We start from the raw sequence: 12,965 nt of genomic DNA, 5'->3' as shown, positions 1-12,965 counted from the left end.
GCCGGAGGTGTCAAGCAAAACGGCGGAAATCATTGGCCCATTTTTGCATCATGCCGCCCGTGCTTGCCTAAAGTTCCTGATCCAGTGCGGCCATCAACTGATCGACCTCTGCCTTAGACGTGTAATGGGTGAACGACAGCCGTAGCACGCCGGTTGTCGGATCAAGACCCATCGCTTCTAAGGGTCGAACTGCATAGAAATCCCCTCCGCCCGCCATGATGCCGTGCTTTGCCAGTTTTGCGGCCATCTCCTCAGGGTTCGATTGAATTTGAAGCGCGACAGTCGGCGCACGGTGCGTGGCGTCGGTTGGTCCGATGACCCTGGTGGAGTTTTTGGATGACACGCAGTCGAGTAGCGGTTGCAGCAGTTCAACCTCTGCCTGCCGCATCAGATTATGCGCGACCCGTGCACCTTCGGCCCCCGTTCCACCACCGTGATGCTGAGACAGCGCGTCCATATAATCCGCCATGCCCGCGCATGCCGCTACTTGCGCGTGGTCGGGACCAGCGGGGGTAAATCGTTTCTCTAAATGATCGCCGTTGAAGAAATGGCCCTGGTTGGGAAGCTCCATCCCGAAGGCCTCACGGATCACCATCAAGCCCTGATGCGGGCCGTAGGTTTTGTAAGCGCTGAAGAGGTAGACGTCAGGACCAAGCGCCCCAACATCCACAAAACCGTGCGGCGCATAGCTGACCGCATCGACGCAGACACGCGCGCCTGCTGCGTGGGCGATCTTGGTGATTGCGGCCACATTATTGATCGCACCAAACACATTGGAACAGTGCGGAAAGACAACCAGCTTGATCGTGTCGTCGAGCAAGTTTTCCAGATCGGCAGGATCCAAGAGACCCGTCTTCGCATCAATTTTCCATTCGCGAACAGGAATGTCCGCCTCCGCCAGCCGTCGCCATGGGCCTGAATTCGCCTCATGGTCTTGGTTGGTGACGATGATCCCCTCACCCGGTTTCAACCAGCCTTTGACTGCTTGCGACAGGACGTAAGTGTTCTGTGTGGTGGATGGCCCAAAGGACAGCTCATGTGGCTGGACGCCGAGCATGGAAGACAGCCTATCGCGCGCCTCATCCATTTCATATCCACCCAAAGTGGAGGCCTCATAGGGTGCATAGGGTTGCACTTTGCGTTCCGTGTAGAATCGCGTCAGCCGATCAATGACTTGGCGGCAGGTGTAGGAGCCGCCTGCGTTTTCAAAAAAGGCTTGTCCTTGAAGCGGTGCGGCGGAAAAGGCGGGGAATTGGGCGCGGACCCAGTCGATATCAAGTGTCATACGACAGTGATAAAAGAACCGCCCCGATGCGCAAGCACCGGGGCGGCCAATTGTTTGCCCGTGCTGGGTTTATTCAGCCGGCTTCGCCATCTCGTGAATCGTACTTGGCACAAAATTCCGTTCACGACGGCTGTCGCTCAGGATGCCTTTCACCAAAGAGATGCGAGACATTATACCTCCCCTTTTATTGTTGGCTATTGGGCAACAGCTGACCACAGGAGGCTGGTATACCAAATCATAAACCGCCCAATTTTGCAGCAAAAAGGGCGGTTTTTCATTTCTTTTCAGTGCTTTGTAATAAAGGATTTATGCCTGATAAACATCGGTCATTCCGTCTTAAATTACGCTAACGCTTATCAGGCGTTCACATCAACGACCACGCGTCCGCGGACTTGGCCTTTGAGAATATCTTTGCCCAGTTGCGGCAGGTCGGCGAGCGTTGCTAGTTCAATCATCGCTTCCAGCTTGTCCATCGGCAGGTCTTTCGCGATCCGCGCCCATGCTTTTTGACGGTTCTCGAACGGCTGCATGACGGAATCGATGCCCAAAAGGTTCACGCCGCGCAACAAGAATGGAATGACGGTCGCGGGCAGCCCCGCCCCACCAGCGAGACCAACCGCAGAAACGGACGCGCCGTATTTCATTTGACCCAAGACACGCGCCAGCATGTCGCCGCCAACCGCATCCACGCAGCCGCCCCATGTTTCCGCTTCGAGTGGGCGTTTGGTTGTTTCGTTGATGTCTTCGCGCGCCACGATCTGAGTGGCTCCGAGCGATTTGAGGTAGTCAGCGGCTTCTGGGCGACCTGTCACAGCCGCAACCTCATGTCCGAGTTTGGCAAGGACCGCGGTCGCGACGGAGCCGACGCCACCAGCCGCGCCTGTCACCAGAACAGGACCGCCTTTGATGCCGTGCGCCTCTAGCACCATGACAGCCAACATCGCGGTGAACCCTGCGGTGCCGACAGCCATTGCTTGTTTCGTCGTCAAGCCATCTGGCAGAGGCACCAGCCAATCGGCCTTCACGCTTGCTTTTTGTGCGTAGCCGCCCCAGTGGACTTCGCCCACGCGCCAGCCGGTCAGGACGACCTTGTCACCAGGTTTGTAGCGGTCGTCATCTGACGCCTCGACCGTTCCTGCAAAGTCGATGCCCGGCACATGCGGGTAGTTGCGGACCAATCCGCCACCGGAACCAATGCAAAGACCGTCCTTGTAGTTGACGGTCGAATACTCGACCGCCACGATGACTTCGCCTGCCGGCAATTGATCCCGTGTGATCTGCTGAACGGAGGCGACCGGTTTCTTGTCGCCTTCCTTCTCTACAACCAATGCATTGAACGTCATTTTAATTCTCCTCTCGCGGCTTGCGCGGCGGCGCCAGATCGGGCCGCTGGTGTCAGTCTAAATCCAGAAGTTTTCGTGTACTTTCGCGGCTCGTAGGCCGTCAGAGGTTTCGACCGTCAGTTCGGTCCCATCATCCCAATGCGTGATCTTGACCATCCCGATGGCAACGACGGTGTCATAGTCAGGCGAGCGCGCTGCTGACGTCACCTGCCCCACTCGTTTGGTACCAGCCATCAGTGGCCAGATGCGGTCACACGGCGGAATGTCACCCTCAATCGAAATTGCGCGGATTTGTTGGGTCGGGCCATCTTTCGCCACGCGCAACAGAGCGTCGCGGCCAACGCAGCCGATAGCGGTTTGAGTGGAACAGAAACGCCCCAATCCACATTCATGCGGCGTGTTATCGCGGGTCATGTCGTTGCCGTAGGACAGCAAGCCCCCTTCGATCCTTTCGATCAGGTTTGGACAGCCTGCGTAGACGTCCAGATCCTTGCCCGCTTCCATAAGCGCGTTCCAGATCGGCATGCCATTCTGCGTGCCTTCGACATAAATCTCGAACCCACCTTGCTTTGAGTAGCCAGAGCGCGCGATGGCAAAGCTTTGCCCGTTGAAGTCAAACCAACCAAAGCGGAAGAATTTGATCGCGCGAATGCCGCCGCCAAAAACCCGTTCCATCAAATCATCAGCCAACGGGCCTTGGACCGCCAGCGGGGAGACGTCAGGCTCATCCACCAGCACATCAAGTCGATAACCATAGGCCATCGCCTTGATCCAAAATAGCAAATCACTGTCGGCGATTGAGACCCACCAGCGGTCCTCGCTGAGTTTGAGCGCCACGGGGTCGTTCAGCATGCCGCCTGTTTCATCGACAATGGGCACGTAATAACACTGCCCGGGAAGCATCCCGCGCAGGTCGCGCGGGGTCAGCATCTGCATCAGACGCGCGGCATCTGGACCGCGCAGTTCAACCTGACGCTCGACCGAGACATCCCAGATCTGCACAGCATGTTTGAGATGGTGGTAATCCTCAACCACAGAGCGAAACACCGTCGGCAAAAGCATACGGTTGTAAACGGTGTAGGCTTTGACGCCTGCGGCTTCGACGCCATCGGAAAACGGGGTCCGACGCAGTCTACGGGATGGGGAAATTACGGCCATCTCGCTGTCTCCACTTGAAGGTTTAGGGGTTTGGGCCTTGCCATTCGATTGGGCAAACCTCGGCCGATTTTCCGCCGAAATCCCAGACGCGTCCATAGTCGCGCACGCGGGACTTGGTGCCTTGTGCGGCAATGATGTCTGGACCCATCCAGTATTTGGAGTTTGACACCATGACAGGGTGATCAGCATCTTTGCCCGCGATCATCTCAATCTCACCTTGGATTTTGCGACCAATGTAGATGCCGCGCTTTTTGCCTTCGCGGACAATCTCCACCTTCTCGCGCTCCGCGCCGATGATCTCGCTCACGAGCATGGTGAATAGGCCGGTTGTGCCGCCTGCAGCACCGCTAAAGATTTTCAAAATGCCGTTATAAGCTTTCTGGGAGGCACGCTCATCCACGTAAGCGGCAACCTTCCAGTTGCCCTCCGCCATGCGGCCCGGGATGTCGACCAAGAGGCCGACATTGAGGCCGCCGATGTCTTCGCCCTCAAAATGCCCCTCGTCAATTGCGATGGCCATCCATGCGTGGCAGTGCCCTTCTGTCGGAGGATGCGCGCCCAATGAAACGACACAAGGACAGAACACGTTGCAGGAGCAGTTCAGGAATAGCTCACCTTTGATCTTCCATTCCGTCGGGTTCTTTTTGCGGCGCAATGGGTTGCTTTCCATGCGTTGATCGATGCGCTGGGACACGCGCATCCGGTCTGCTGGTTTTGATTTTTTTTCACCCATTTCATGACCTTTCTTAAAGTGACCAAAGGGCCAATCCGATCCCGCCAAGGATCAATCCAATTCCAATGGGCTTGGTGATACGATGCCCGAACTGTGGAAGTTTTTCCAACACCATGAAGAACGTCGCGGCCCCCATCCAAAGCAAGCTCATCACACCGCCAACAAATCCGAGGACCATAAAGCCCCAGCAACATCCGACGCAAAATGCACCAATGCCCAGGCCCATCCGCAAGCCGCCGCCAAAGCCAGTCCGCCATTGCGTGAGAAAGTAGGTCGTGGGGCTGTGGCAGACGCCGTGACAAATCTCTTTCGCGCGGGTGAACTGAAACATCCCTACCGCGATCAGCAAGGCGACCGCGAACCACACATTTGTGGGAATGCCCAGCATGTCGATCCAACCGCTGAATAGCAGCGCCAATTGAACGCCCGAAATCAAAGCCGCAAAGCCGACCCAGACAATGAAATAGCCAAGCAACACACCGGCCCACCCTACCCGTGTGCCATTGGCACTGACCATCAAGTCCTCATAAGCCCGCAAGGTTGGGACCAGTGTCGGCAGCATCATCGCGGCCATCATGATCGCCCACATCAGGAAGAGCGGCACGAAGTTTGCCATCGGCATGTACATTGACATTCGCGGGTCCATTTGGCGCATCGCATCCGCCATTGGCCCAGGACGCCCAATCCAATCTACATCCATGTCTACGCTCATCATGTAAAGCATGAGCCATGCCACCAAGATGGCAGTAAAGAACATCAGCCAGAGTGTGGATCTGATAATGTGGCTCACGGTTCCTCCATACGTGCGACTCAGCGCTTGCAAAATCATATGTCAGACAATTAAATGTCTGACAAATGAAAATCGACCCAGACAGCCCCGCCGATCTCTCGGCCCAGATTGCAAATGCCATTCGTGAAGCGATTGTGGATGGGGAGCTGCGGGTCGATGAGCGGCTTCCATCTGAGGCGGAATTGTCGGAACAGTTTGGCGTCTCCCGCCCCACGGTCCGTGAAGCGTTGAAACGGCTTGGTGCGCAAAGTCTTATCCGCACGCAGCGCGGGGCTTCCGGCGGCGCTTTCGTGAATAAGCTTACGTACTCTGAGGCGTATGGACAGCAGATCACGACGTCCACACTCCTCCTCTCCATGAATGCCGTCAGCTTTCCGACGGCCTGCGAGGCGCGCTATGCCTTGGAGCGTGCCTGTGCTCTCCTGTCGGCTGGACGTCGGACGCCCGATCACCTCGCCATCATGCGAGCCGAAGCGCACAAGCAATCGCAGCCGGGGCTGTCGGACGAAGCATTCTGCGCATCTGACGTGGCATTTCACCGTGCGTTAGTCGATGCGGCCGGCAATCCAGTTCTGTCATACCAATTGGCGGGTGCAGTAGAGGCGATGCAGCCACTCATGAACATGATCACCTTCACAGCGCGGTCGCGAGAAAAGATCGTGGCGTTGCACAGTGGAATTGTAGACGCTCTGGAAGCGCAGGATGCAGACACGGTCGACGGCCTGCTGGAAGATTTGGCGACCTACACCAATGAGTTGGCGCAAAGCGTTTTTGAAGAGCGTTCAAAGGCGCATAAGTCCAATTCCCAATTTGGCGCGTAGAAATCCAAAAGGACATATCGATGGACATCATCAACATCTTAGTCGCGCTTGTGACCATTGCCCTAGGCTGTTTTGGGTTTCTGGCCCCGCATTATACGATGGGTGCCTTGAACCTTAAAACAGATGGCTCGAACATGGGCATGAGCGAAATCCGCGCCTCGGTCGGGTGTCTTTTCGTGGCGATGGGCATTGCGTGCCTATGGTTTGGCACGGCAGCGGCCTACTTCATGCTGGGTGTTGCCTACGCGGGTGCCGCGACAGGTCGCTTGGTGTCACTCATCCTCGACAATCCACCAAAGCAGAAGGCGACCGTCTACTTCCTCGTCGAAGCGTTTGGCGCGGTTTGGTTGCTGGTGGCGAACACGTGAGGCTTACCCGTCTGAACCAAGGAATGATCCGGCGTCGAATCGTCCGATACTTCCAAGAAGCTGACGGATGAAAGTTGTGTCCCGAACTCCCGAATCTGTCACTCGGCGGGACAGTGTCACGACTTTACCGTCTTCAAGGCTAAAGCGTTCGATGTTTGACACAACGCGCGCATCGCTAAACGTGATCGCCACAACTTCACGGGTGACCTCTTCTGGCGCAAACGCGCCGAAGGTGCGGAATTGGCTGGCGACGTAGTAATACCCGCTGCCATCCAGAACACCGCCGGACGTGGGCGGGCCGACAAGGGCCTGCACGCTTTCACGGGTGTCCTGCCCGACGACGATGCGCGCAAGGTCTTCCTCAAGCGGAATGTAGCCGTGGTATTTGACGAGCGGTGTACATGCCACGATGACCAACAGTGCGGCGACCACGCCAAACCGCTTGATCATCGCTTGGATGCTTTGAATTGTCATCGCCCACCTGCCCTCTTGCCTTGGCCTACGCTGCCTTTTAACGAGGTGTACATCTGCTAACCTCGTTGTTCAAGAATGGAACATATGGTGTCTGAGCCTGCAACATACCGTTTGATCGTCAGCGATCTTTCGCAAAGCAAACCAACCCAGTTTGAGATCATCGGCGACGCTGATCTGATGGCGGAGGTCACCAAAGCGGTCGATGTGTACACAATCAAGAAACTGCGGTTCAGCGGGTCAATTGATACTCAAGGGGCAAGTGATTGGCGGCTGCAAGCCGAATTGGGCGCAACGGTCACGCAAGAATGTGTTGTGACGCTTGATCCGGTGAACACGCGCATTGATGAAAAGGTCATCCGTGAATACTTCGCCGAGGTGCCCGAGGTTAAAGGCACCGAAGTGGAAATGCCGGAGAACGATAACGTGGAACTGACACCGCGCGTCATCGACCTCAAAGCACTGATAATTGAGGCGCTCTCACTGGCCTTGCCCGCCTTCCCCCGCAAAGACGGCGCTGATCTTGGCGAAGCGGTCTTTACCGAACCGGGAAAGGCGGCGATGACGGATGAAGATGCGCGGCCATTTGCGGCTCTCGGTGGGTTGCGGGAAGCGCTTGGAAACAAGGGCTCAGAAGGTACAGACTAGCCTCTAAACAAAGGGCTTGCGGAATAAAAGAATCGCAGTATGTTCGCGGCCTCTTTGAGATACCACTCGACAGGGCCCACCGGATGGCTTAGGTGCCCGTTTAAATGAACGAAACTGGGGCAATAGCCCCCCGAAATTGACGAAGGTTGCGACATGGCTGTCCAGCAGAATAAAGTCTCCAAATCGCGCCGGAACAACCGCCGCGCACATGATGCGCTGGTCGCAGCAAACCCAAATGAATGCGACAACTGCGGTGAGCTGAAGCGCCCACACCACGTTTGCCCATCTTGCGGTCACTATGCCACACGTGAAGTTGTTGCGATGACAGACGAGATCGATTTGGACGAAGACGCGGCGTAAGCCCGTCGGTCGCAGATGTCGGACGCCGCGGGTCCATCACTGACAACGCAAACAGACGTCTCCAAAATTATTTCGGTCGACGCCATGGGCGGCGACAACGGGCCTGCAACGGTGGTTGCAGGCCTTTCTCAGTTTTTGCGCACGGCAAGTGATGCACACATCCTGTTGCACGGGCCTGAGGAACGGCTTCAAAAGCTGATCGATAAACGTGGGCTGTCGTCCCGTGTGACGATCCGGCACGCCGAGGATGTTGTCGCCATGACAGACAAACCCAGCAACGTTTTGCGACATGGCAAGAACACATCGATGTGGTCATCAGTTGAAGCGGTCCGCAATGGCGAAGCGGGCGTCTGCGTGTCTTGCGGGAACACCGGCGGGCTCATGGCGATTTCGATGATGCGGCTTCGCAAGGCAGAGGGCGTCAATCGCCCTGCCATCGCCTGCCTTTGGCCCTCCCGCAATCCGCAAGGGTTCAACGTCATGCTGGATGCGGGTGCAGACATTCGGGCGGATCAGGATGATTTGCTGACCTATGCCCTGATGGGCGCGTCCTATGCGCGGAACGCCTTCGATCTGGATCGCCCACGCATAGGATTGCTGAACGTGGGCGTTGAGGAACATAAAGGCCGCGCCGAGCTTAAGGTTGCTCATGACATCATCGGACGCTCCGCGGCTGCGGGTGCTTATGACTACGTTGGCTTCATCGAAGGTGGCGATCTGCCGTCTGATAAGATCGACGTAATCGTAACAGATGGCTTCACGGGCAACGTTGCTTTGAAGACCGGTGAAGGCACAGCCACGCTGATTTCGGAACTCTTGCGGTCTTCCTTGATGCGTAACCCAATCTCCATGCTTGGTGCCCTTTTTGCCCGTGGGTCGCTCAATCATCTGCGCAGGCGGATCGACCCGCGCAGGGTCAATGGCGGTGTCTTCCTTGGACTCAACAAAACAGTCGTCAAAAGCCACGGCAGCGCCGACGCTACAGGTATCGCAGCGGCGCTCAACCTAGCCTACCGTCTAGGACAAACCGGCTTCTCTGACAAATTGGCAGCACGGGTTGCATCCGCTGCGACACTTGCTCAAGATATAAGCACAGACATAAGCGCTGATTAAGCGCAGGCATCGGAAAGAATACGAGCATGACAAGACGGGCCGTTGTCATCGGAGTGGGTCACTATCTCCCGGAGCGCGTTGTTCCGAACTCAGAATTTGAGAAATCTCTCGATACAACCGACGAATGGATTAAATCGCGGTCGGGGATCGAGCGGCGCCATTTCGCAGCTCCGGGCGAGACGACATCAGATTTGGGCGCCAAGGCCGCGATGAAAGCACTGAAAAGCGCGGGCCTGACCGGTGAGGATGTAGACGCAATCGTCGTGGCAACATCCACCGCTGATCTTACCTTCCCCTCGGCCGCAACAATGGTGCAGGACGCGATCGGCAACACCAAAGGGTTCGCATTCGACGTTCAAGCGGTTTGCGCCGGCTTCGCCTTTGCTTTGGCTAATGCCAACGCTTTGATCGTGTCCGGTCAGGCGAACCGCGCTTTGGTAATCGGAGCGGAGACGTTCAGCCGGATCATGGATTGGACGGATCGCTCAACCTGTGTGCTCTTTGGCGACGGTGCTGGCGCGTTGGTTCTTGAGGCGCAGGAGGGCAACGGAACAGCAGATGATCGCGGCGTTTTGGCCACCGACCTCAATTCAGACGGTCGGTATAAAGAAATCCTCTATGTCGATGGGGGTGTCTCGACCCACACCACCGGCGTCCTGAAAATGCAAGGTAAAGAAGTGTTCCGCCATGCTGTCGAAAAACTGGCCGAAACAGCGCATACATCGCTCGCCAAAGTCGGGCTAACCGCTGAGGATGTGGATTGGGTGGTGCCGCATCAAGCAAACATCCGCATTATTAAATCAACGGCGAAGAAGCTTGGCGTCGACATGGACCGCGTGGTTGTGACCGTTCAAGACCACGGAAATACTTCCGCCGCGTCCATACCGTTGGCCTTGTCTGTCGGGGTGGAGAACAGCCAGATCAAACAAGGTGACTTGATTGTCACTGAAGCCATTGGCGGTGGGTTGGCGTGGGGATCCGCGATAATTCGCTGGTAACGCTCAGGTATTTCGATCACGCGATATTGACTCCGTTTTTCCCCCTGACCTATGGTTTGGGAAAATTGGGGGGAATTATGTCCGAAAAAACTCTGACGCGTATGGATTTAGCAGACGCAGTTCACACGCAAGTCGGCCTGTCCCGCAATGAAAGCGCTGAATTGGTCGAAGATGTACTGACCCATGTCTCTGACGCGCTGGTGCGCGGCGAGTCTGTGAAAATCTCCTCTTTTGGGACATTCTCCATCCGCGACAAAGCGGCTCGCATTGGCCGAAACCCAAAAACGGGCGAGGAAGTGCCAATTCATCCGCGCCGCGTTCTCACCTTCCGTCCATCGCATTTGACGAAAGATCGCGTGGCAGCAGGGAACAAGAAGTAAGGGAGACGGCACTTGGCCAAAGCCCCTGACGCATTCCGAACGATTTCAGAAGTCTCTGACGCATTGAACACGCCTGCGCATGTGCTGCGGTTCTGGGAAAGCAAGTTCAGCCAGATCAACCCCGTCAAGGGGGCCGGTGGTCGGCGGTATTACCGACCCGGCGATATTTCCTTGCTCGCGGGCATCAAGCTTCTGCTCCACGAACAAGGCATGACCATCAAAGGCGCACAAAAGCTGTTGCGCGAAAAGGGCGTGAAGCATGTGGCGGGGCTCACCGTTGCGCCGCAACTTAATGTGGTTGAGGAAAAGCCAGCTGATGTTGCTGAGCCTGATGTCAAACCGGTCGAGGACGCGCCCGTTGCGGCCTCTGCACCCAACATCGACATCGCAGCTTTGACACCCACCGCCTCGCCAAAGATACGAAAGCCACGCTGGTTCCAAGGGGATGGCCGTTTGGACGCAGACCGTGTCGCCCGCAATGCGGATGCCATTGCACCCCTGCTCGACAAATTGGCGCGCGTCAGCGCAAAGATGCGCGGCGCATAACTGCCAAACAGATCCAACTGATCGCCAACACGCTTCGGGGTACGGAATAGGCCTTTCCGAAGGCTCGGCAAATCACGTGAAAGCCCAAGTTGCGTGCATTTCAGATTGAACCGCCGGCGCATCAATTCCGCCCATTTGCCCCGCCCTGACATCCGAGTGCCAAACTCTGGATCATAGTCTTTGCCGCCGTGAAGCTCCCTAACGCGGCTCATGATCCGCTTGGCACTGTCTGGGAAATGTTCGGCGACGCAATCGCGAAAAACCTATGAGACCTCCAGAGGCAGCCGCAAGACGATACCAGACACAGCCGTCGCGCCCGCCTCTTTCGCAGCGTCGAGGATATGCGCCACCTCATAATCTGTGAGCGTTGAGATCATAGGTGAGACTATCACGCGGACGGGAATGCCAGCTTCTGTCAGTTGTCGGATTGACCGCAGCCGCGCTTTTGGGGCGGGCACGTGTGGCTCCATCACCCGCAACACATGCGGGTCGAGCGTTGTGACGGAAATACCAACGCGTACCAGATCAAGTTTTGCCAAGTCCGCCAAGATATCGATGTCGTAGGCGATCAAGGTGCCTTTCGTGACAATCCCCGCTAGATAATTGAGGTCGCGCAATACTTTCAGGATCTCGCGCATAATCCCCCTATCCTTTTCGATCGATTGATAGGGGTCTGTGTTGGTCCCAAAGGCGATCATGCCGAGGTTGTAGGATTTCGCACGCAGTTCCTTCTCCAGAAAAGCAAGTGCATCCGGCCACACGATGAACTTGGATTCGAAATCAAGACCCGGTGACAGACCCAGATAAGCGTGGCTGGATCTGGCAAAGCAGTAAACACAGCCATGCTCACACCCGCGATTGGTATTGATCGACAGATCAGGGGACGTGTTGCGGCTGATAACTTCGCGCGGTCGCTCCTCCGTCACTTCGGTGCGTCGAACGGGCAGATCCTCCTCTCGATCCCAATCATCACCCACCGCTTCCGTCAAGAAGCGGTCAAAGCGCACAGCGGGGTTCAGGCTGACCCCATGCCCGCGCAGCAGATGTGATGGCTTCACTTTGAATTCGGACATAGCCAATGAAGCGAACAATTGCAGAAACTATTCAATCTAGGTCGGTCACGTTTCTGCAATTGTCGCAATTTGTCGCGTGACACAGGGTAACTTGTCGCACTAAGAATCCAGACGTAAGAACAACCCTTTACCCCTTGTGGAGGCCGCAATGTCCGACGAAGAAGACGACATCATCCTGGCAGAACTGGACGACGAAGAACTTGTCGCGCAGATGTTTGATGACTTGTACGACGGGATGAAGGAAGAAATCGAAGAAGGCGTGAACATCCTTCTTGAGCGGAAGTGGGAACCTTACCGCATTCTGACCGAAGCACTGGTGGGCGGCATGACCATCGTCGGTAACGACTTCCGCGATGGTATCCTCTTTGTGCCAGAGGTGTTGCTGGCGGCCAACGCCATGAAAGGCGGGATGGCCATCCTGAAGCCATTGCTGGCCGAAACCGGCGCCCCGCGCGTGGGCAAAATGGTGATCGGTACCGTGAAGGGTGACATCCACGACATTGGTAAGAATCTTGTGTCCATGATGATGGAAGGGGCTGGCTTTGAAGTCGTCGACTTGGGCATCAACAACCCTGTCGAGAACTACATGGAAGCGCTGGAGACGGAGCAGCCAGACATCCTTGGTATGTCGGCCCTGCTCACCACGACGATGCCTTACATGAAGGTCGTGATTGACTCGATGGTCGAACAGGGGCTGCGCGATGACTACATCGTCCTGGTCGGTGGTGCGCCGTTAAACGAAGAGTTCGGCAAAGCCATCGGTGCGGATGCCTATTGCCGTGACGCGGCCGTCGCAGTGGAGACAGCAAAAGAGTTTGTTGCACGCAAGCACAATCAGATGGCAGCGGGCTAACCCCCCCTCACATCAATGCAATTTG

Annotated in this window: 15 protein-coding genes and 1 pseudogene; 9 read left to right on the top strand and 7 right to left on the bottom strand. The window is 56.3% G+C overall.

Features of this window, described 5'->3' with window-relative positions; all coding sequences use genetic code 11:
* Window positions 1-67 precede the first annotated feature (67 nt).
* From ACTF5F_RS10405 to ACTF5F_RS10385, 5 genes are all read right to left on the bottom strand, one after another.
* Complete coding sequence (locus tag ACTF5F_RS10405; RefSeq protein WP_438956805.1) at window positions 68-1,285, bottom strand: aminotransferase class V-fold PLP-dependent enzyme; 1,218 nt, start codon at window positions 1,283-1,285, stop codon at window positions 68-70.
* Window positions 1,286-1,641: 356 nt separating this feature from the next.
* Window positions 1,642-2,628 (bottom strand): acryloyl-CoA reductase, encoded by a 987-nt coding sequence (acuI, locus tag ACTF5F_RS10400; RefSeq protein WP_438956804.1) that lies wholly within the window; start codon window positions 2,626-2,628, stop codon window positions 1,642-1,644.
* A 57-nt stretch (window positions 2,629-2,685) separates the two neighbouring features.
* Window positions 2,686-3,786, bottom strand: a complete 1,101-nt coding sequence (locus ACTF5F_RS10395; protein WP_438956803.1) for a dimethylsulfoniopropionate demethylase — start codon at window positions 3,784-3,786, stop codon at window positions 2,686-2,688.
* A gap of 22 nt (window positions 3,787-3,808) precedes the next feature.
* Window positions 3,809-4,519, bottom strand: a complete 711-nt coding sequence (locus tag ACTF5F_RS10390) for a DUF1326 domain-containing protein (protein WP_438956802.1) — start codon at window positions 4,517-4,519, stop codon at window positions 3,809-3,811.
* A gap of 13 nt (window positions 4,520-4,532) precedes the next feature.
* Window positions 4,533-5,309 (bottom strand): DUF2182 domain-containing protein, encoded by a 777-nt coding sequence (locus ACTF5F_RS10385; RefSeq protein ID WP_438956801.1) that lies wholly within the window; start codon window positions 5,307-5,309, stop codon window positions 4,533-4,535.
* Window positions 5,310-5,374: 65 nt separating this feature from the next.
* Here ACTF5F_RS10385 and ACTF5F_RS10380 point away from each other — a divergent pair, with 65 nt between their 5' ends.
* Window positions 5,375-6,130 carry a FadR/GntR family transcriptional regulator gene (locus tag ACTF5F_RS10380; protein ID WP_438956800.1) on the top strand — a complete coding sequence of 252 codons (756 nt, stop codon included), beginning with the start codon at window positions 5,375-5,377 and terminating at the stop codon, window positions 6,128-6,130.
* A 20-nt stretch (window positions 6,131-6,150) separates the two neighbouring features.
* A complete protein-coding gene (locus ACTF5F_RS10375) occupies window positions 6,151-6,498 on the top strand; it encodes a DUF4345 family protein (protein WP_438956799.1) in 348 nt (115 codons plus the stop codon).
* 3 nt (window positions 6,499-6,501) lie between these two features.
* Here ACTF5F_RS10375 and ACTF5F_RS10370 read toward each other — a convergent pair whose 3' ends face one another.
* Window positions 6,502-6,972 (bottom strand): outer membrane protein assembly factor BamE, encoded by a 471-nt coding sequence (locus ACTF5F_RS10370; RefSeq protein WP_438956798.1) that lies wholly within the window; start codon window positions 6,970-6,972, stop codon window positions 6,502-6,504.
* An 84-nt stretch (window positions 6,973-7,056) separates the two neighbouring features.
* Here ACTF5F_RS10370 and ACTF5F_RS10365 point away from each other — a divergent pair, with 84 nt between their 5' ends.
* From ACTF5F_RS10365 to ACTF5F_RS10340, 6 genes are all read left to right on the top strand, one after another.
* Window positions 7,057-7,617: a YceD family protein gene (locus ACTF5F_RS10365; protein ID WP_438956797.1), complete on the top strand. Its 561-nt coding sequence runs from the start codon at window positions 7,057-7,059 to the stop codon at window positions 7,615-7,617.
* 153 nt (window positions 7,618-7,770) lie between these two features.
* A complete protein-coding gene (gene rpmF, locus ACTF5F_RS10360; RefSeq protein WP_438956796.1) occupies window positions 7,771-7,977 on the top strand; it encodes a 50S ribosomal protein L32 in 207 nt (68 codons plus the stop codon).
* Between the two features lie 15 nt (window positions 7,978-7,992).
* Entirely contained in the window at window positions 7,993-9,090 is a 1,098-nt protein-coding gene (gene plsX / locus ACTF5F_RS10355; RefSeq protein WP_438956795.1) for a phosphate acyltransferase PlsX, read from the top strand.
* A gap of 26 nt (window positions 9,091-9,116) precedes the next feature.
* Complete coding sequence (locus ACTF5F_RS10350) at window positions 9,117-10,088, top strand: beta-ketoacyl-ACP synthase III (RefSeq protein ID WP_438956794.1); 972 nt, start codon at window positions 9,117-9,119, stop codon at window positions 10,086-10,088.
* Window positions 10,089-10,165: 77 nt separating this feature from the next.
* A complete protein-coding gene (ihfA, locus tag ACTF5F_RS10345) occupies window positions 10,166-10,468 on the top strand; it encodes an integration host factor subunit alpha (RefSeq protein WP_438956793.1) in 303 nt (100 codons plus the stop codon).
* 12 nt (window positions 10,469-10,480) lie between these two features.
* Window positions 10,481-11,014, top strand: coding sequence for a MerR family transcriptional regulator (locus ACTF5F_RS10340; protein ID WP_438956835.1), 534 nt, complete (start codon window positions 10,481-10,483; stop codon window positions 11,012-11,014).
* A gap of 5 nt (window positions 11,015-11,019) precedes the next feature.
* Here the strand turns inward: ACTF5F_RS10340 and ACTF5F_RS10335 are convergent.
* Window positions 11,020-12,087, bottom strand: a pseudogene (locus ACTF5F_RS10335) (PA0069 family radical SAM protein); the annotation flags it as partial.
* Window positions 12,088-12,235: 148 nt separating this feature from the next.
* Between ACTF5F_RS10335 and ACTF5F_RS10330 the strand changes: the two are divergent.
* Window positions 12,236-12,940 (top strand): corrinoid protein, encoded by a 705-nt coding sequence (locus tag ACTF5F_RS10330; RefSeq protein ID WP_438956792.1) that lies wholly within the window; start codon window positions 12,236-12,238, stop codon window positions 12,938-12,940.
* The last annotated feature ends 25 nt before the right edge of the window (window positions 12,941-12,965 follow it).

The organism is Cognatiyoonia sp. (genome assembly GCF_965661665.1).
Taxonomy (GTDB): domain Bacteria; phylum Pseudomonadota; class Alphaproteobacteria; order Rhodobacterales; family Rhodobacteraceae; genus Cognatiyoonia.
Note: the sequence above shows the minus strand (reverse complement) of the source record. Positions and strands in the feature narration are given on the sequence as shown.